We start from the raw sequence: 17,513 nt of genomic DNA, 5'->3' as shown, positions 1-17,513 counted from the left end.
TAGGCGGTACATCTTTATACGATGAGCTGTTTTACGAGAGTTTAACAAGGGGCGCAGTTCAGGACGACGTTAATAGAGTTTATTCACCTCTTCCGTTTCGGGAAAACTTCTACTGGCTATGTGCCCAAGGCCGAATAATTCCCGGCCACTTTGCATTCTTACATAGAGGTGGGTTTGCATTTAGCGAAAGCATTAATCAATATTTACCCGCATGGTGTTTAACGCCTTTGTGACGTAAGTGAAAAGCGGCCTGGCTTAGGCCGCTTTAACTTTGGAGTGAAAGAGAAAACCTAAACGTCGCTCCACGCCCAGCTACATCCACCAACCGAATCTCCCGCCCATGCAACTGCAAAATCCGATGAACAATCCGTAGCCCAAGCCCGCCATCGCGCCGTGCACCCCCAATGGTAAACGCCCGCAGGAATAATCCCTCACGCAGTTCAGCATCAATCCCCGGCCCGCTGTCACTGACGGTCACGTCAACCCGATCCCCCTTGGGCGCAAGCGTGACCTGAATATCCCCGTTCACCGGCGTATGTCGCAACGCGTTATCCAGCAGGTTGGTCAGCACCCGCTCAATCAACCCCAGATCCGCAAACACCGTCGGTACCTGCGGTGGCAAGCTGGCACTCAAGGTGATGCCGCGCGCCTCAGCCGTCAGTTCGAATTTCTGAAAGATGTCCTGCACCAAATCCGGCAGCGAAAACCCTTCGATCACCGGCTGCACAAACCCGTGCTCCAGGCGCACCAGTTCCAGCAGCGATTGCGCAAGGCCGCCGACCTTGCGGCTTTGGTCCAGTGCAATGCCCAGGTAACGTCGACGGTCTTCCGGGCTCAGGCTGGCGTCTTTCAGCGACAGGGTTTCCAGGTAGCCATGCAGCGAAGCCAGCGGCGTGCGCAAGTCGTGGGAGATGTTGGCGACCATCTCGCGACGTTCCTGGTCCTGGTGGGTGAGGGCACGCCATTGTTCGCCCAGGCGGTTTTCCATCTGGTTGAAGGCCTGATCGAGCACGGCGATTTCGTCCTGGCTCGACGGGGCAGTGGCCACGGGCTGCTCGACTTTTGGCGCGCCGTTGATGTCGAACTGGCCGACTTTCTCGGTCAGCAGGCGCAGGGGCCGGGTGATCCAGGCGAAGGCGGTCAAGCCGGCCAGCAGACACAGGAGCGCCACCAGGGCGATGGACCACAGCGCGATATTCAGGGCCACGCTGGTGGCGTCCTGGGCGTCGAACAGGTCATGGGCCTCGCCCAGCAGCACCACGTACAGGTAGCCGGTTTGCTGGCCGTTGACCTTGAGCGGTGCGGCGCTGAAGACCTTGAGGCCGTCGACGCTGCGCGGGTCATCGCCCACGATCGGCAACCGGGCGCCGCTGAGGAATCGGCGGATCGGTTCCAGGTTCACCTGGTCACGGCGCAAGTGCCCGCTGGGCGCGGCATTGCCCACCACTCGGCCATTGATGTCCAGCAGGTACACCTCGACACTCGGGTTCACCAGCATCAACTGGCTGAACAGGTTGCGCACTGCATCGGGCTTGAGGCCGTCGGCGTCCATCAATTGAGTATCTCGGGCGATATGTGCGGCGAGGTCGCGGGACAGGCCTTGTACCACCTCCAGTTCGTGCATGTGGTTGGAGCGCACTTGCAACCAGGCCGAGGTGCCGCTGCAAATCAGCAGCAACAACGCGAACACCAGCGACAGGCGCTGTGTGAGGGTCAGCTTCATGACGATTGCTCGGCGAACTTATAGCCACGGCCCCACACCGTAAGGATGCGCGCCGGGTTGGCCGGGTCGGTCTCGACCTTGGCCCGCAGGCGATTGATATGGGTGTTGACCGTGTGTTCGTAGCCTTCGTGGCTGTAGCCCCACACGGCGTTGAGCAGGTCCATGCGCGAGAACACTTTGCCCGGCTGGCGTGCGAAGAAATACAGCAGGTCGAACTCCCGTGGCGTGAGGTCCAGGCGCTGGCTTTGCAGGGTGGCTTCGCGGGTCAGGGGGTTGATAAACAACTGGCCGAGGTCGAGGCTGCCGGCGTCCATCTTGAGGTTGCGGGCCATGGCATCTACCCGGCGCAGCAAGGCTTTGACCCGTGCCACCAGTTCGGGCATCGAGAACGGTTTGGACAGGTAGTCGTCGGCCCCCAGCTCCAGGCCAAGGATGCGGTGCAATTCACTGGAGCGGGCGCTGGTGATGATGATCGGCGTGTAGCGCGTCATGGCACGGGCGCGGCGGCAGATCTCCAGGCCGTCGACACCGGGCAGCATCAGGTCGAGGATCAACGCATCCCAACCGCCTTGCTCCAGCAGTTGCACGGCCTCGTTACCGTCGGCGCTGTGCACCACCTCGAACTGCTCGTCCCGCAGGTGCAGGCAGATCAAATCGGCAATGTGCGCATCGTCCTCGACCACCAGGACACGTTTGGGCTGATCCATTGGCAAAACCTTTTCTCGTGATTCGCGCATTGTGCGGGTTTTGCAACAGTGTAGTTATCACGAATTGTTTAACTCTGCGTGAGGATTCCGCGACCAGCACGGGCCTAACCTTCACACATCGCAATGGCAAAAAAGCACGCAACCCCATTGTGGCGAGGGAGCTTGCTCCCGCTGGGTCGCGAAGCGGCCCTAAAAAACCGGGAGCGCTGCGCACTCCAGCGGGAGCAAGCTCCCTCGCCACAGACTGTTTGTCAGCCATAGGGGGTTCGCCAGCCATCAGCACTCGTGTGAGGAGAAAGTCATGTATACGCGTCGACAAATGCTGCTGGCCGGCGGCGGCCTTGGGCTTGCGGTAATCGCCGGTGGCCTGCTGCAAAAAATCAACGCCGGTCCCGCCCTGATTGCCGAAGCAGAAGCCGCCGAACATTTAGAAGTCAGTCACACCGACGCCGAATGGCGCAGCCTGCTGACCGCCGAGCAATACGCGATCCTGCGGGAGCAGGGCACCGAACGCCCCTACAGCAGTGCCCTCAACAGTGAGCACCGCAACGGCACTTTCGCCTGCGCCGGTTGTGCATTGCCGCTGTACGCCTCAACCACCAAATTTGAAAGCCACACCGGTTGGCCGAGTTTCTGGCAACCCCTGGAAAACGCCGTGGCCAGCCACGTCGACACTTCCTTCGGTGTGGAACGCAAGGAAATCCATTGCCGACGCTGCGGCGGTCATCAGGGCCATGTGTTCGATGACGGCCCGGCTCCCACCGGCCTGCGTTATTGCATGAACGGCGCAGCCATGACGTTCACCGCGGCTTAATTCAATGTCTTCTTATAAAGGAATACCCCATGTGGCTTTTGGTTCTCGCCTATCTGGGCGGCGTGTTGACGATTGTCAGCCCGTGCATCCTGCCGGTTCTGCCTTTTGTCTTCGCTCGCACCGGGCAGCCGTTTTTGCGCAGTGGCTTGCCGCTGCTGCTGGGGATGGCGATGACGTTCGCCCTGGTCGCTTCGCTCGCGGCGGTGGGCGGCGGTTGGGTGGTGCAAGTCAATCAGTACGGTCGCTGGCTCGCGTTGCTGTTTGTTGCGCTATTCGGGCTGACCTTGCTGCTGCCAAGTTTGTCGGAACGACTGACCCGGCCACTGGTGGCGGCGGGCAGTCGCCTGTCGGAAGCCGCCGGGGCCGATTCGCGGCCACGGCCGGGCGCTTCGTTCCTGATCGGCGTGGCCACCGGGTTGCTGTGGGCACCGTGCGCCGGGCCCATCCTGGGGTTGGTGCTGACGGGCGCCGCGCTGCAAGGCGCCAGTATCGGCACTACCTTGCTCTTGCTGGCCTACGCGGCAGGCGCTGCCACCTCCCTGGCCTTGGCGCTGCTGGTCGGCGGTAAAGTCTTCGGCTTCATGAAGCGTTCGCTGGGCGCCGGTGAATGGCTGCGCCGTGGCCTGGGTGCGTTGATGCTGGCGGGTGTGGCGGCGATAGCCCTGGGCCTGGACACCGGCATCCTCGCGCGCTTGTCGACGGCGTCAACGGGTGGCCTGGAGCAAAGCCTGGTGGAAAAACTCAGCGCCAAGCCTGAACAGAAGAGCGGGGCAATGATGGCCGGCGGCGCGATGATGGCTGCCAATCACAGCGACACGCTGCCGGTGGAAGGCCAGTTGCCGGCGCTGGACGGCGCCGTGCAATGGCTCAACTCCGAGCCACTGACCGCCGAGGCGTTGAAGGGCAAGGTGGTGCTGGTGGATTTCTGGACCTACTCCTGCATCAACTGCCTGCGCACCTTGCCGTACGTCAAGGCCTGGGCCGAGAAGTACCGCGACCAGGGCCTGGTGGTGATCGGTGTGCACGCCCCGGAATTCGCCTTCGAGCGTGATGTGAACAACGTCACCAAGGCCATGAAAGACCTGGGCATCACCTACCCGGTGGCCATCGACAACAACTACAAGATCTGGCGCGCCTTCAACAACCAGTACTGGCCGGCGCATTACTTTGCCGATGCCAAGGGCCAGATTCGCTACCACCATTTTGGCGAGGGTGATTACGCCGAGTCCGAGCGGGTTATCCAGCAACTGCTGCGTGAAGCGGGGGCCACCAAGGTCGCAGGCGGCTTGATCGAAGCCGACGCCAAGGGCATCCAGGCCGCACCGGACATGAACGAAGTGCAATCGCCGGAAACCTACCTGGGCTTCCAGCGTGCCGAGCATTTTGTCTCCACTGGCACGTTGGCTACCGACAAGGTCGCCCACTACCCGGTAGCCGGCAATCTCGCGCTGAATAACTGGACCCTCGAAGGCCAATGGAACGTCGGCGGCCAGCAAGCCACCCTCGCGGCGGCCAACGGCAAGATCGTCTACCGCTTCCATGCCCGTGACCTGCATCTGGTGCTGGGCCCTGGCGCCGACGGCAAGCCGGTGCGCTTCAAAGTGACTATTGACGGCCAGGCGCCGGGGGATGCCCACGGTACCGACATCGCACCGGATGGCAGTGGCACGGTGACCGAACAGCGCTTGTACCAGCTTGTGCGTCAGCCGGGAGCGGTCAAGGACCGGACCTTCACCATCGAGTTTCTAGATCCGCAAGTGGCGGCCTACGCCTTCACGTTCGGCTAACCCATAGCGAAATTTTGAATGGTTAACCCGATCAATGTGAGAGCTGGCTTGCCTGCGATAGCGTTGTTGAATTCACCTCCGCCATCGCAGGCAAGCCAGCTCCCACAATTGACCGTGTTTATTCTGATGTTTCGGAGTGAATGAGATGAAACTGCTTAAGTACTTACCGGCCCTGGCATTCGCCGCCTTTGTTGGCCACAGCTCGGCATTCTCCTTCGGCCCGTCCGACGACGCGGTGGTGATTGCGCCACCGGCCATGGACCTGCCCGCAGACTCCAACAACCTGCAAACCGCAGTCTTCGCCGGCGGCTGCTTCTGGGGTGTGCAGGGCGTGTTCCAGCACGTGCAAGGGGTGAAAAACGCCGTCTCCGGCTATGACGGCGGCGCGGCCAGCACCGCCCAATACGACAGCGTCAGCGGCGGCGATACCGGCCACGCGGAATCCGTCTCTGTGACCTACGACCCGAGCAAGGTCAGCTACGGCAAGCTGCTGCAGATCTACTTCTCGGTGGCCCACAACCCCACGGAACTCAACCGCCAGGGCCCGGACAGCGGCACCCAGTACCGCTCGGCGATCTTTGCCCAGAACGCCGAACAGCAAAAAGTCGCCCAGGCCTACATCGCCCAACTCGACGCCGCCAAAGCCTTTGACAAGCCGATCGTGACTCAGATCGAACTGGGCAAAGCGTTCTATCCGGCGGAGTCCTACCATCAGGATTTTCTGACGGAAAACCCGTCCTACCCGTACATCGTGATCAACGACCTGCCCAAGGTGGCACAGCTGAAGAAACTGTTCCCCGACCAATACCGCGCAGAACCGGTGCTGGTAAAAAACCAGTAGGAGCGAGCTTGCTCGCGAAGGTCGTTAACGATAACGCTTGCTGTCTGGATGGGAGCGGCGCCTGCAAATTTTTCGCGAGCAAGCTCGCTCCTACACTTTGGCCAGGTAGGGCGCCAGGCGTCGGCCCATTTCCTCACCCAGGGCTTGCAACCCGCTCAAGGGGCGGATCATCACTTCAAACTCGATGATCTGCCCTTGTTCGTTAAAGCGTATCAAGTCGATGCCCTTGAGCTGTTTGTCACCTACCCGCGCGCTGAATTCCAGCACCACGCTTTGGCCGTCGGCGGTCGCCAGCTCACGGTGATAGGTGAAGTCTTCAAATACATTGAACACGGTGTTGAGGATCATCGACACCACAGGCGCGCCGGGGTAGGGCGTGTGGGCCATGGGCGAGCGGAATACCGCGTCGGGGGCCAGCAATTCGGGAAGGGCCTTGAGGTCACCGGCAACGAGCATGGCGTGCCAGCGCTTGAGGCTGTGGGCAGCTTGCGGAGATAACTTCAATTCGTCGGACATCATCTGCACCTGTTCTTATGATTGGCGGGGCGTTGCACCCCACCAACATAAGAGCGGCACCAAGGCCGGATCAATGATCCAAAATGACAGTTATATGATTGAGTCGCACATCAGACGACTTCCAGGTACGAGCTGTGAATCGCCCGCGCCAACTCCCGCACCGTATCGATAAAATCCGTCAGGCGGCTGTGCAACCCGTCCTCCAGAATCTCATCAATTCCGGTGTACCGCAGTCGCGCCTCAAACTCGGCCGCCAACCGCTGGGCCGTACGCCCATAACTTCCCGGCAAGTCCGCGAGGATATGGCTCAATTCTTCAATACACGCATGCAACGAGCGCGGCACATCGCTGCGCAACAGCAATAACTCCGACACCGACCGCGCGTTCAACGCATTCGGGTACAGCTCGGTATACGCCTCGAACGACGACAATGCCCGCAGCAGCGCACTCCACTGGTAATAGCCGCGTGCCGAAAGGTCGCTGACCTCTTCGGACTCCTCGCCAAACATCTCGTAGCGCGCATCCAGCAGGCGCAACGTGTTATCCGCCCGCTCGACAAAGGTGCCGAGCCGGATAAACCGATACGCGTCATTACGCATGATCGTCCCGGAGGTCGCCCCACGAAACAGGTGCGAACGCTGCTTCACCCAGTCGCAAAAGTGGCTGATGCCATGGCGCGCCAGGCCGCCGGCGGCAATGCTGCGCATCTCCAGCCAGGTGGCGTTGAGGTTTTCCCACATGTCGGCGGTGATCCGCCCGCGTACGGCATGGGCATTCCCCCGCGCAGCCCGCAGGCAGTTGTAGATGCTGGCCGGGTTTTCTTCGTCGAGGGCAAAGAAGTGCAACATGCGCTCGGCGTCCAACTGCTTATGGCGCTCGAGGTAGCTTTCCAGGGTGCCGCTGCTGAGCAGCGACATGGCCAACTCATCCAGCCCGTCACTGCGCCCGGCCTGGGGCATCAACGACAGGGAATAACTGACTTCGAGCATGCGGGCGAGGTTCTCGGCACGCTCCAGGTAGCGGGACATCCAATACAGATCTGCGGCGGTTCTACTCAGCATACTCAGCCCTCCACCACCCAGGTGTCCTTCGTTCCGCCGCCTTGCGACGAGTTGACGATCAATGAGCCTTCGCGCAGTGCCACGCGGGTCAAGCCACCGGGCACCAGGCGGGTTTCCTTGCCCGAGAGCACGAACGGCCGCAGGTCGATATGTCGCGGCGCGATGCCGTTTTCGACAAAGGTCGGGCAGGTGGACAGGCTCAGGGTCGGTTGGGCGATGTAGGCGTGGGGGCGGGCCTTGATGCGTTGCCGGAAGTCCTCGATTTCGGCTGCGCTGGAAGCGGGGCCCACCAGCATGCCGTAGCCGCCGGAACCCTGGGTTTCCTTGACCACCAGTTCCGGCAGGTGCGCCAGCACGTGGGACAGTTCATCGGGCTTGCGGCACTGGAAGGTCGGCACGTTTTGCAGGATCGGCTCTTCATCCAGGTAGAACCGGATCATTTCCGGCACATAGGGGTAGATCGACTTGTCATCCGCCACGCCGGTGCCGATGGCATTCGCCAGGACTACGTTGCCCGCGCAATAGGCCGCGACCAGGCCGGGCACGCCGAGCATCGAGTCGGGGTTGAAGGCTTGCGGGTCGAGGAAGGCATCGTCGATACGACGGTAGATCACATCAACGGCCTTGGGCCCATCGGTGGTGCGCATGAATACCTTGAGGTCGTGCACGAACAGGTCGGCGCCCTCCACCAGTTCCACGCCCATTTCCCGGGCCAGGAACGCATGTTCAAAAAACGCGCTGTTAAAGCGGCCCGGCGTCAGCACCACCACGTTGGGGTTGTCCAGGCGGCTGGCGCTTTTCAGGGTCTTGAGCAGCAGGTTGGGGTAGTGGTCCACCGGGGCGATGCGTTGCTTGGCGAACACTTCCGGGAACAGGCGCATCATCATCTTGCGGTCTTCGAGCATGTAGCTCACGCCGCTGGGAGTGCGCAGGTTGTCTTCAAGCACGTAGTAGGTGCCGTCGCCATCGCGCACCAGGTCGACCCCGGAGATATGCGAGTAGATATCGCGGTGCAGGTCGAGGCCAACCATGGCTTTCTGGTAACCCTCGTTGCCCAGGACTTGCTCGGCGGGAATGATCCCGGCCTTGATGATGCGCTGGTCGTGGTAGATGTCGGCGAGGAACATGTTCAGCGCATTCACTCGCTGGATGCAGCCGCGTTCGATGACGCTCCACTCACTGGCGGGGATGCTGCGGGGGATGATGTCGAAGGGGATCAGGCGTTCGGTGTCTTGCTCGTCCCCATAGAGGGTGAAGGTGATCCCGGCACGGTGAAACAGCAGATCGGCTTCACGGCGGCGCTGGGCCAGCAGTTCTGGCGGCGTATTGGCCAGCCAGCGGGAGAATTCCTGATAGTGCGCACGGCAAACGCCTTGTGCGTCATTCATTTCATCAAAGAAAGATCGAGCCATTCCAGTACCTTGTCAGTGCCCGGGGAAATGCTGATGGGTGGCACTGCCGCTTTAGAAAACGCATTTTTTTATGAGCCCGTGGCTGATGGTGCCAGCAGGCCTGGTCCTTACTTTCTTTTGGGGTGGGCTCTGGGTCGGGGGGTAACGATTGCTCCTGGATTTGGGCAGATGAATGCATAAAGCAATGCCTGTGCCGAAACCCCTGTAGGAGCGAGCTTGCTCGCGAAAAACCTGAGAACACCCCATTCAGTCAGGATGCCGGCGGTATCGTTGACGCCCTTCGCGAGCAAGCTCGCTCCTACAGGGGGCGGGGCGTGCTCCAAATTGGCGCATGAACAAACTTGAACTTCGCGCCGGCCTGATTCTTCTAAAGGGTCTCAGTCCAGCACGGAGCACGGATGTGCCCAGAATCATTTCACCCGACACCCCGGAATCGAGCCTGACCGACCACAGCGAACACAACGCGAAGATTTTCGGTTCGCCCAAGGACCGTCTCGATTTCTACCGGCGCGAGATCCAGTACGAAACCAGCATCCTGGCCAACCGTACCGACGCCTACCTTACGGCGCAGTCATTCCTGGTGATCGCCTTCGTTTCCGGCATGGGCAACCTCAACCCGGAATGGGGCAAGCTGTTCACCCTGGTGGTGCCGGTGTTCCTCGCGCTGCTGGGCATCCTCAGCTCCCTGAACGCCTGGCCGGGTATTCGGGCGGCCTACGACATCATTGATCACTGGCACTACAAGCAGAGCGAACTGCTGCGCAGCGAGCCGGTGATGGGCATGGCCTATGATGAGTCGCCGCTGTTTTCCGAGATGGAGTCGTCCCACAAGGGCTATCGCAAGTCGCTGTTGTTCTCGATGCGGGCGCCGTGGCTGTTCATGGTGTTCTGGGTGATCCTGGGGGCCTATGCGTTCTATATCCAGGTGGACAATCCCGGCTCATAAGCAATTGGAACTTCACCGACCCGCACAGGACCTTACCTTTACGCAGTCTGCGTTTTCCAACAGAGGTGAGCCATGAGCACAGACAACGACCCGCAAACCAGCAACCGTAACGATCCCGCCATCGACGGTGGCGAACCGGCGCCAGGCACCGCGGCCGACGCGCCGAAAGACCCGAAGCCTGCCAGCGACCCAAAGGCCAAGGAAAACGACTACAGTCCTGACTTCAAGCCCGAGCGCGAGCCCAAGCCTGAAACCGATGCCGATATCGATACCCAAGGCGGTTAGAGGAGACGGTCATGTCAGTTGAAATAGACGAAGACGATGAACTCAATGACCCGGGCAACGAAGACCCGGGTTCATTGATGGATGATGCCGAAGTACCGCTTAACGACCTGGATGATGCCGCCGACGTCGGCAACACCGAAAATCAGGAGTAGACGTCATTGTTGTGCCTGGGCACGTCGTTCATACCACGCCAGCATCGGCTGGGTGCTGAGACCATGAACGACGATGCTCAGGGCAATGACTGACAGCGTCAGGTTCACCGCCACCGCACTGCTGGTGCCCACCAGTCCATGGCTGATGGCATAGAACAGGTAGTAGATGCTGCCGATCCCGCGAATTCCGAACCAGCCTACCAACCCGCGCTGATGGCGATTCAGCAAGGTGCCCCAGGGTATCGACAGCACGCTGAGGGGGCGGATCACGCAAAACAGCAACGCGCCCACCGCCAGCGCCCGCCAGTCCCAATGGCTGACCAGTACTACGCCCAGCAGGGTCACCAGGAACACTTCCATCGAACGCTCCACCAGGCCGCCAAAGGCGAGCATGTCGCCCATCATTACCCCGGCGGCGATCTGCGTGTCTTGGAGTTGCCCGACGTCACCGTGCAACGCATGCTCCGGCTCCACTTCCATGTGGCCAACCACCGGTTGCGCCAAATGTTCAGCCGGAGTTTGTGAGTTGCCGGTGGACTTGAACTCGGCCTGGCGCAGCCCGAGGCCGGCGGCAAACACCGACAGAAAACCATAGCCGCCGATGGCTTCAGCCACCACGTAGGCCAGGGCGATCAGGGCCAGCGTCAGGTAGTCATTGGGAGACAGGGTGCTGTCGGCATTGGTGATCCGCATCTTCAGGGTGATGCGACCGATGCCCCGTCCCATCCAGTACCCCACAAGCAGCCCGGCAGGTACGGCCCAGAGCAGGTTTTTCAGGACCCAGCCGCCCAGCCAGTCACCGTCGAAGCCGCCGTGCTGCATGAAGATCAGCGCAAAGATCACGAACGGGAAGGCCGTGCCGTCGTTCAGTCCTGCCTCGCCTGAAAGGCCGAAACGCAGCGAGTCATAGTCCTGAGCGTTATTCACCTGAACCAAGCCCGCGAGCACCGGGTCGGTCGGTGCCAGAATCGCCCCCACCAACAGCGAAACGCCCCACGACAAATCCAGCAGCCAATGCAGCACCAGGCACGTGCCGAGGATGGTCAAGAGCATCACGGGACCGGCCATGCCGAACGCAATGCGCCAGGTTCGGTGCTTCAGTGGCAGGCGCAGCTTCAGCCCGCTGACAAACAGCGAAAACAGCACCGCGACTTCCGTCAGGTGTTCCATCCAACGGGCTGAGCCCTTGATGTCCAGGTGCAGCAGGTCCATGCCCAGCGGGCCAATGCAGATACCCAGCAGCAGGCAGACAGCCGAGGTGGTGACGGGCATCCAGCGCAGGTAGGAGGAGGTGAGGGCGAGGATGAGCAACACTGCGCCGAGTACGGCCATCCATAAAATAAAAGTCATTGCGGGTGCACCAGGCCGTGGTCTATCCCGGTTTGAGGACCACGGCCAGGCACAGGTTCAATGTGATTCCAGCCACGGCGAGCCGGTGGTTTTCAGGCGGATCATGTCGATCAATTGCCGCAACCCCGGCTGCGACTGGCGCCGGCTGGGGTAGTACATGCACAGCGGCGCGCCGATGCAGACCCAATCGGGCAACACCTGTACCAGGCGGCCGTCTGCCAGTTCCGACAGCACGCGATTCTCCAGGCAGTAGGCGATGCCCACGCCTTGCAGCGCTGCGTCGACGATGGTCTGGGTGTCAGCCGCACTGAAGTGGCCAGGCACGTCGAGGCGCTGCTGGCGAGTGCCGTTGCCCAGTTCCCACTTGTAGGTGGTCTTGTCGCCCAGGTACATGCGCACGCAGGAGTGCGCGAGCAAGTCCTTGGGTACCGAAGGCGTTCCGGCCTGCTTGAGATACGCGGGGGAAGCGACCATGATCCAGCGCAGCTCGCCCGTCAGCGGCACGGCCACCATGTCCTGGGGCACCGTGGCGCCATAGCGGATACCCGCGTCGTAGCCTTCGGCGACGATGTCGAGCATGCGGTCATCAATCATCACGTCCAGGCGCAATTGTGGGTAAGCGCGGGTGAACTCACCCAGGATTGGCGAGACAAGCAACACCGCCGCATCCCGTGGCACGTTCAGGCGTAGCCGGCCAATCGGCGCCTCGCGGTACAGTTCAAGGGTATCGAGACCGTCCTGAATCGTCGCGAAGCCGGCACTGAGTTTTTCCGCGAGCACCACGCCCGCGTCGGTGGGCTCCACCGCACGGCTGGTGCGGTAGAGCAACTTGACCCCCAGGCGGGTTTCCAGGTTGCGCATGGTGTGGCTCAAGGCCGAAGTGGTGACGCCCAGTTCATGAGCGGCATGCCGGAAACTGCGGCGGCGGATGATCGCCATGAACACATTCAGGTCGGCCAATTCGGAACGGTTGAACGCAGCCATATCAAGCACCTTTTGTGGGGTTTGGGTTGCACGCGCCGTTGAGCCCGATTCAACCTCGGATGATCTAGAGTAATCGTTTTTTTACTGATTGTTTCTGGCGGAGGCTTTTTTCATGAGTATCGAAACCATCAAGATCCCGGGCATCGACAAGGCCGTCTCGCGGATTGCCCTGGGCACCTGGTCCATGGGCGGCTCGATGTGGGGCGGTGCCGATAATGAGGTCTCGATCAAGACCATTCGCCATGCGCTGGACAGCGGCATCAACTTTATCGACAGCGCGCCGGTCTACGGCCTCGGGCTGTCTGAAGAACTGATCGGCCGCGCCCTGCACGGTGTGCGCCATAACGCCGTGATCGCCACCAAGGCCGGGCTGCAATGGGACGACGGCACCGTGCGCCGCAACGCCACGGCCCAACGCATCCGCAAGGAAATCGAAGACTCGCTGCTGCGCCTGGAAACCGACTACATCGACCTCTACCAGATTCACTGGCCTGACCCGCTGGTGGCCCAGGAAGAGACGGCTAGTGAGCTGGAAAAACTGCGCCGCGAAGGCAAGATCCTCGCGGTGGGCGTGAGCAATTATTCACCCGCGCAAATGGACGATTTCCGTCAGTACACTCACCTGGATACGGTGCAGCCACCCTATAACCTGTTCGAGCGGGCGATCGACAGCGACATCCTGCCGTACGCCAAGCAAAACGCCTTGGTGGTATTGGCCTACGGTTCGCTGTGCCGGGGCCTGCTGACCGGCAGCATGCACGCCGCCACGCGCTTTAACGGTGACGATGTGCGCAAGCTCGACCCGAAATTCAAGGCGCCGCGCTTTGAGCAATACCTGGCAGCGGTGGCGGCACTGGACGTGTACGCCCGCGAATGCCACGGCAAGTCAGTGCTGGCCCTGGCATTACGCTGGGTGCTGGACCAGGGCCCGACGATTGCGCTGTGGGGCGCCCGTCGCCCGGAGCAATTGAAAGGCATCGAGGACGCATTCGGCTGGCAGCTGAGCGCCGACGACCTGCAACATATCGACCGTATTCTCGCCAGCACGATAAAAGATCCGGTAGGGCCGGAATTCATGGCCCCTGGCAAGCGTTAACCTTTGCGACAGGGATGTCTGCGGTTGCAAAACAACAGAAGACATCCCTTTGGCGTTGAGGTTTTTGGCATGAAGCGCGGTACCGTATTCAAGACTGTCGGTGGTTTGTTGTGTGTGGTGGCATTGGCGGGCGCCTGGAAATGGCGGGGCAATCCTGATGTGCTGTGGCAGATCGTCAGCCGCCAATGCGTGCCCGATCAGAACCAGCACCACAACCCCAGTCCGTGCCTCAAGGTCGACCCGGAGAAAGGCTTTGCACTGCTCAAGGACCTCAACGGCCCGTATCAGGACTTGCTGATTCCCACCGATAAAGTCACCGGCATCGAAGACATCGCGCTGACCCGAAACCTGCTGCCGCATTACTTTGCCCAGGCCTGGAAAAACCACGATGTTCTCTCCGCCGGCCTGCAAACGCCGATTGCCGACCGCTTTGTGTCGCTGGCGATCAACTCGCGTTATGGCCGCTCGCAAAACCAGTTGCACATCCATATCGCCTGCCTGCGGCCCGACGTGTTCAACGCCCTCAACGAACGTGCCGCGACCCTCAACGAGCAATGGCAAACCCTGCCGGTAAAACTATTGGGACATACCTACAGTGCCCGCACCTTGTCGGCGGCGGACTTCGACCTGCGCGACCCGCTGGCGATCTTGAATGAGTACGCGCAGGCCCAGGGCGACGCCATGGCCAGCTACAGCTTGCTGCTGACACCGGGTGCGAATGGCAACTTCGTGCTGTTGACGACGCGGTTGACGCTCAAGGAATGGAACCTGGCGTCTGCCGAAGAGCTGCAAGACCACCAGTGCAACCTGATGGGCAAACCACCACAACGACCTGTTTTAGCTGTTAACGACATCCGGTGAAATTTGCCGTTGAACGAGTGTTCAGTTTCAATTATGTTGGCTGCACCCCCTGCCTGGTAACAGGCGGGCTTGCGCTTTTTCTGATTGAACGAGAGGCACTGGCATGCGGTTTTCACCCTTTGTTGAGCGAATTGCAGGGCAGGGCGTAGCCGCCTGGGACATTCACCACGCCGCCTTCCAGGCCAGCAGCAAAGGCGAAGACATCATTATCCTGAGTGTGGGCGATCCCGATTTCACCACACCCTCGTTCATCACCGACGCCGCCGTCGAGGCGCTGCGCAAGGGCGACACCCACTACACCGAAATCCCCGGCCGCCCGGCACTGCGCGATGCCATCGCCGCCCGCTACAGCCAATCCCTGGATCGCCCGCTGAACGCCGAAAACGTCATCACCGTGGCCGGTGCGCAGAACGCCTTGTTCGTCACTTCGCTGTGCCTGTTACAGGCCGGTGATGAAGTGATCGTCCTCGACCCGATGTACGTCACCTACGAAGCCACGCTCAAGGCCAGCGGCGCGACGCTGGTGCGCGTGCCGTGTTCGGCTGACTCGGGTTTTCGCCTTGATCCGGTGTTACTCGCTGCCGCGATCACGCCCCGAACCCGGGCGATTTTCTTTTCCAACCCCAACAACCCCACCGGCGTGGTGCTTAATCCCCAGGAGCTGCAAGCGATTGCTGACCTGGCGATCGAGCATGAACTGTGGGTCGTGGTGGACGAGGTCTACGAAAGCCTGGTGTTCGATGGCGAATACCACAGCCTGGCGGCGCTGCCGGGCATGGCCGAGCGCTGCATCGTGATTGGCAGTCTGTCGAAATCCCACGCCATGACCGGCTGGCGCATCGGCTGGATCATGGCCGAACCTGCCATGGTCGCCCACGCAGAAACCCTGGTATTGAGCATGCTCTACGGCTTGCCGGGGTTTGTGATGGAAGCCGCGACGGCTGCTGTGCTGGCCCACGATGAAGTCACTCACGGCATGCGTGAAACTTACCGTCGGCGCCGTGACCTGGTGGTGGCGGGTCTCAGCGGTTGCCCGGGCATCCACGTACGCGCTCCGCAAGCCGGCATGTTCGTGTTGGTGGACGTGCGGGACACCGGCCTCAGCTCCCTGGATTTCGCCTGGCGCCTGTTTCGCGAAGCGGGGGTTTCCGTACTGGATGCCGCCGCCTTCGGTGAGCCGGCCCAGGGCTTTGTGCGGCTGTCGTTCACCTTGGGTGAAACGCGGCTGGCGGAAGCTTGTGAACGTATCAGCCGCTTCGTCGCCAAGCTCGCCGGTGAACCACGCATAGCGCCTGCGGCGAAAATCATCAGCGTGCAGCCGGCTGCGGCGAAGAAGATGATCGAGGTGCTCGACCTGCACAAACGCTTTGGCAATATCGAAGTGCTCAAGGGCATCTCCCTGACGGCCCACGAAGGCGAAGTGATCTCGCTGATCGGCGCCAGCGGCTCGGGCAAAAGTACCTTGCTGCGCTGCATCAACATGCTCGAAGTACCGGACCAGGGCAGCATTCACGTCGACGGTGAAAGCATCAAGCTCAACTACGGTCGCCCCGGCGCACCACTGGTGGCAGACGCCAAACAGCTGGTGCGGATTCGTTCGACACTCGGCATGGTGTTCCAGAACTTCAACCTGTGGCCCCATCGCACGGTCCTGGAAAACCTCATCGAAGCGCCGATCCAGGTGCTGCGCGAAAGCCGCGCCGAAGCCATCGAGCGCGCCGAAGCCTTGCTCGACCGGGTTGGCCTGGCCGCCAAGCGCAACGAATACCCGGCGTTCCTCTCCGGCGGCCAGCAACAGCGGGTGGCCATCGCCCGCGCCCTGGCCATGCGCCCCAAAGTCATGCTGTTCGACGAACCCACTTCGGCCCTCGACCCGGAACTGGTGGGCGAAGTGCTGCGGGTGATTCGCTCCCTCGCGGAAGAGGGCCGCACCATGATCCTGGTGACCCATGAAATGGCGTTCGCCCGGGATGTGTCATCCAAAGTCGCGTTCTTACATCAAGGCCTGATCGAGGAAACCGGCTCGCCAGACTCAGTGTTTATCGACCCACGCAGTGAGCGTTGCCGGCAGTTCGTCAACGCGCATCAAACTCGCTAACTCCAAAAAAGACGGGGCAAGATCATGAAATCCAAACGATTGGCAAAGTGGTTGAGCAGTGCAGTGTTGATGCTGGCGGCAGGTACGGCGTTGGCGGCGGAGAAACCTATCGTGTTCGCAGTGGCGGCGGAACCCTACCCACCGTTCACGGTGAAGGGCGGCAACGGTGAGTGGACAGGCTTTGAAGTCGACCTGATCCACAAGCTCTGCGGCTTGATGAAGGCTGAGTGTCAGATCAAGGAAGTGGCGTGGGACGGGATTATTCCGTCGTTGCTGGCGAAGAAAATCGACGTGATCTTCTCCTCGATGTCGGTCACCGACGAGCGCGAAAAACAGATCGCCTTCAGCCGCGCCTACTACGACTCGCTGCTGGGCATTGCCGGCCCCAAGGGCACCACCGTCGAGGTCACGCCGGCGGGGTTGAAGGGCAAGATCATCGGCGTGCAGATCTCCACGGTAAGCGCCAACTACCTGAAGAAGTACTACGAGAACATTGCTGACCTGAAGTACTACGACACCCAGGAATCGGCCAACGCCGACCTGATAGCCGGGCGCACCGACCTGATGATGGCCGACGGTGTCGCCATCGCCATGATGGTGAAGACCCCTGAAGCCCAGGGCCTGGCGGAAATCGCCGAAGTGCCTTACGACCCGATCATCGGCCGTGGCGTGGGGGCCGGCCTGCGCAAGGAAGACACCGAACTCAAGGCCCGCCTGGACAAGGCCATCGGTGAGTTGCTGGTGAGCAAGGACTACGCCGACCTGTCCCAGAGCGTGTTTGGGGTATCGGTCAGCCCGTGCAAACGCGCCGACACACCGGCCTATGTGAGCAAAGTCTGCGACAGCCCCTACACAAACTAACCCGGTAGAAAGGGAGTGC

18 protein-coding genes are annotated in these 17,513 nt (G+C 61.1%); 11 read left to right on the top strand and 7 right to left on the bottom strand.

What is annotated here, in order from left to right:
* Positions 1 to 233: hypothetical protein (locus SNL23_RS15470; protein WP_318302662.1), on the top strand; the 233-nt coding region annotated here is incomplete at its 5' end.
* Positions 234 to 265: 32 nt separating this feature from the next.
* Here SNL23_RS15470 and SNL23_RS15465 read toward each other — a convergent pair.
* Together SNL23_RS15465 and SNL23_RS15460 are read right to left on the bottom strand one after the other, a co-directional pair.
* Positions 266 to 1,723 carry a sensor histidine kinase gene (locus SNL23_RS15465; RefSeq protein WP_318302660.1) on the bottom strand — a complete coding sequence of 486 codons (1,458 nt, stop codon included), beginning with the start codon at positions 1,721 to 1,723 and terminating at the stop codon, positions 266 to 268.
* Entirely contained in the window at positions 1,720 to 2,430 is a 711-nt protein-coding gene (locus tag SNL23_RS15460) for a response regulator transcription factor (protein WP_093209852.1), read from the bottom strand. Before SNL23_RS15460 ends, SNL23_RS15465 begins: the two co-directional genes overlap by 4 nt.
* Positions 2,431 to 2,731: 301 nt before the next feature.
* Between SNL23_RS15460 and msrB the strand changes: the two genes are divergently transcribed.
* The 3 genes from msrB to msrA all read left to right on the top strand — a co-directional run bounded on the left by msrB (position 2,732) and on the right by msrA (position 5,872).
* The gene (msrB, locus tag SNL23_RS15455; protein ID WP_318302658.1) at positions 2,732 to 3,244 is read left to right on the top strand and encodes a peptide-methionine (R)-S-oxide reductase MsrB; all 513 of its coding nucleotides are present in this window, start codon (positions 2,732 to 2,734) and stop codon (positions 3,242 to 3,244) included.
* A gap of 29 nt (positions 3,245 to 3,273) precedes the next feature.
* Positions 3,274 to 5,031 carry a cytochrome c biogenesis protein DipZ gene (locus SNL23_RS15450; protein WP_318302656.1) on the top strand — a complete coding sequence of 586 codons (1,758 nt, stop codon included), beginning with the start codon at positions 3,274 to 3,276 and terminating at the stop codon, positions 5,029 to 5,031.
* Positions 5,032 to 5,176: 145 nt separating this feature from the next.
* Positions 5,177 to 5,872: a peptide-methionine (S)-S-oxide reductase MsrA gene (msrA, locus tag SNL23_RS15445; protein ID WP_318302654.1), complete on the top strand. Its 696-nt coding sequence runs from the start codon at positions 5,177 to 5,179 to the stop codon at positions 5,870 to 5,872.
* 90 nt (positions 5,873 to 5,962) lie between these two features.
* Here msrA and SNL23_RS15440 read toward each other — a convergent pair whose 3' ends face one another.
* The 3 genes from SNL23_RS15440 to SNL23_RS15430 all read right to left on the bottom strand — a co-directional run bounded on the left by SNL23_RS15440 (position 5,963) and on the right by SNL23_RS15430 (position 8,861).
* Positions 5,963 to 6,388, bottom strand: a complete 426-nt coding sequence (locus tag SNL23_RS15440) for a nuclear transport factor 2 family protein (protein WP_318302653.1) — start codon at positions 6,386 to 6,388, stop codon at positions 5,963 to 5,965.
* Positions 6,389 to 6,498: 110 nt separating this feature from the next.
* Positions 6,499 to 7,449, bottom strand: a complete 951-nt coding sequence (locus SNL23_RS15435) for an alpha-E domain-containing protein (RefSeq protein WP_078742360.1) — start codon at positions 7,447 to 7,449, stop codon at positions 6,499 to 6,501.
* A 2-nt stretch (positions 7,450 to 7,451) separates the two neighbouring features.
* Entirely contained in the window at positions 7,452 to 8,861 is a 1,410-nt protein-coding gene (locus SNL23_RS15430) for a circularly permuted type 2 ATP-grasp protein (protein WP_076013495.1), read from the bottom strand.
* A gap of 400 nt (positions 8,862 to 9,261) precedes the next feature.
* Here SNL23_RS15430 and SNL23_RS15420 point away from each other — a divergent pair, with 400 nt between their 5' ends.
* The 3 genes from SNL23_RS15420 (at position 9,262) to SNL23_RS15410 (ending at position 10,244) form a co-directional block, all read left to right on the top strand.
* Positions 9,262 to 9,807 (top strand): hypothetical protein, encoded by a 546-nt coding sequence (locus SNL23_RS15420; RefSeq protein WP_063030302.1) that lies wholly within the window; start codon positions 9,262 to 9,264, stop codon positions 9,805 to 9,807.
* Between the two features lie 72 nt (positions 9,808 to 9,879).
* Positions 9,880 to 10,092, top strand: coding sequence for a hypothetical protein (locus SNL23_RS15415; protein WP_076013493.1), 213 nt, complete (start codon positions 9,880 to 9,882; stop codon positions 10,090 to 10,092).
* Between the two features lie 11 nt (positions 10,093 to 10,103).
* Positions 10,104 to 10,244 carry a hypothetical protein gene (locus SNL23_RS15410; RefSeq protein WP_003217070.1) on the top strand — a complete coding sequence of 47 codons (141 nt, stop codon included), beginning with the start codon at positions 10,104 to 10,106 and terminating at the stop codon, positions 10,242 to 10,244.
* A 3-nt stretch (positions 10,245 to 10,247) separates the two neighbouring features.
* Here the strand turns inward: SNL23_RS15410 and SNL23_RS15405 are convergent, their stop codons facing one another.
* Both SNL23_RS15405 and SNL23_RS15400 read right to left on the bottom strand, forming a co-directional pair.
* Positions 10,248 to 11,594 (bottom strand): cation:proton antiporter, encoded by a 1,347-nt coding sequence (locus SNL23_RS15405; protein WP_318302652.1) that lies wholly within the window; start codon positions 11,592 to 11,594, stop codon positions 10,248 to 10,250.
* A gap of 57 nt (positions 11,595 to 11,651) precedes the next feature.
* On the bottom strand, positions 11,652 to 12,578 hold the full coding sequence (locus SNL23_RS15400) for a LysR family transcriptional regulator (protein ID WP_167664292.1): 927 nt from the start codon (positions 12,576 to 12,578) through the stop codon (positions 11,652 to 11,654).
* Between the two features lie 112 nt (positions 12,579 to 12,690).
* On the opposite strand from SNL23_RS15400, the gene SNL23_RS15395 reads away from it, so the two are divergent.
* From SNL23_RS15395 to SNL23_RS15380, 4 genes are all read left to right on the top strand, one after another.
* Positions 12,691 to 13,674, top strand: a complete 984-nt coding sequence (locus SNL23_RS15395; protein ID WP_167664293.1) for an aldo/keto reductase — start codon at positions 12,691 to 12,693, stop codon at positions 13,672 to 13,674.
* Positions 13,675 to 13,743: 69 nt separating this feature from the next.
* Positions 13,744 to 14,535 carry a CDP-diacylglycerol diphosphatase gene (locus tag SNL23_RS15390; RefSeq protein ID WP_318302651.1) on the top strand — a complete coding sequence of 264 codons (792 nt, stop codon included), beginning with the start codon at positions 13,744 to 13,746 and terminating at the stop codon, positions 14,533 to 14,535.
* A 103-nt stretch (positions 14,536 to 14,638) separates the two neighbouring features.
* Positions 14,639 to 16,633, top strand: coding sequence for an aminotransferase class I/II-fold pyridoxal phosphate-dependent enzyme (locus SNL23_RS15385; protein WP_318302650.1), 1,995 nt, complete (start codon positions 14,639 to 14,641; stop codon positions 16,631 to 16,633).
* Between the two features lie 24 nt (positions 16,634 to 16,657).
* Positions 16,658 to 17,494, top strand: coding sequence for a transporter substrate-binding domain-containing protein (locus SNL23_RS15380; protein WP_076013487.1), 837 nt, complete (start codon positions 16,658 to 16,660; stop codon positions 17,492 to 17,494).
* Positions 17,495 to 17,513: the final 19 nt, after the last annotated feature.

This window comes from Pseudomonas sp. SED1, assembly GCF_034044025.1.
Taxonomy (GTDB): domain Bacteria; phylum Pseudomonadota; class Gammaproteobacteria; order Pseudomonadales; family Pseudomonadaceae; genus Aquipseudomonas.
The sequence above is the reverse complement of the archived record's forward strand: the minus strand, read 5'-3'. Positions and strand labels throughout refer to the sequence as shown.

Bases quoted from the DNA above. Each gene is read 5' to 3' on its own strand.
- SNL23_RS15460 (WP_093209852.1), bottom strand. From the start codon at position 2,430: ATGGATCAGCCCAAACGTGTCCTGGTGGTCGAGGACGATGCGCACATT.
- msrA (WP_318302654.1), top strand. From the start codon at position 5,177: ATGAAACTGCTTAAGTACTTACCGGCCCTGGCATTCGCCGCCTTTGTT.
- SNL23_RS15430 (WP_076013495.1), bottom strand. From the start codon at position 8,861: ATGGCTCGATCTTTCTTTGATGAAATGAATGACGCACAAGGCGTTTGC.
- SNL23_RS15380 (WP_076013487.1), top strand. From the start codon at position 16,658: ATGAAATCCAAACGATTGGCAAAGTGGTTGAGCAGTGCAGTGTTGATG.
- SNL23_RS15395 (WP_167664293.1), top strand. From the start codon at position 12,691: ATGAGTATCGAAACCATCAAGATCCCGGGCATCGACAAGGCCGTCTCG.
- SNL23_RS15465 (WP_318302660.1), bottom strand. From the start codon at position 1,723: ATGAAGCTGACCCTCACACAGCGCCTGTCGCTGGTGTTCGCGTTGTTG.
- SNL23_RS15450 (WP_318302656.1), top strand. From the start codon at position 3,274: ATGTGGCTTTTGGTTCTCGCCTATCTGGGCGGCGTGTTGACGATTGTC.
- SNL23_RS15410 (WP_003217070.1), top strand. From the start codon at position 10,104: ATGTCAGTTGAAATAGACGAAGACGATGAACTCAATGACCCGGGCAAC.
- SNL23_RS15405 (WP_318302652.1), bottom strand. From the start codon at position 11,594: ATGACTTTTATTTTATGGATGGCCGTACTCGGCGCAGTGTTGCTCATC.
- SNL23_RS15390 (WP_318302651.1), top strand. From the start codon at position 13,744: ATGAAGCGCGGTACCGTATTCAAGACTGTCGGTGGTTTGTTGTGTGTG.
- SNL23_RS15440 (WP_318302653.1), bottom strand. From the start codon at position 6,388: ATGTCCGACGAATTGAAGTTATCTCCGCAAGCTGCCCACAGCCTCAAG.
- SNL23_RS15435 (WP_078742360.1), bottom strand. From the start codon at position 7,449: ATGCTGAGTAGAACCGCCGCAGATCTGTATTGGATGTCCCGCTACCTG.
- SNL23_RS15400 (WP_167664292.1), bottom strand. From the start codon at position 12,578: ATGGCTGCGTTCAACCGTTCCGAATTGGCCGACCTGAATGTGTTCATG.
- SNL23_RS15415 (WP_076013493.1), top strand. From the start codon at position 9,880: ATGAGCACAGACAACGACCCGCAAACCAGCAACCGTAACGATCCCGCC.
- msrB (WP_318302658.1), top strand. From the start codon at position 2,732: ATGTATACGCGTCGACAAATGCTGCTGGCCGGCGGCGGCCTTGGGCTT.
- SNL23_RS15385 (WP_318302650.1), top strand. From the start codon at position 14,639: ATGCGGTTTTCACCCTTTGTTGAGCGAATTGCAGGGCAGGGCGTAGCC.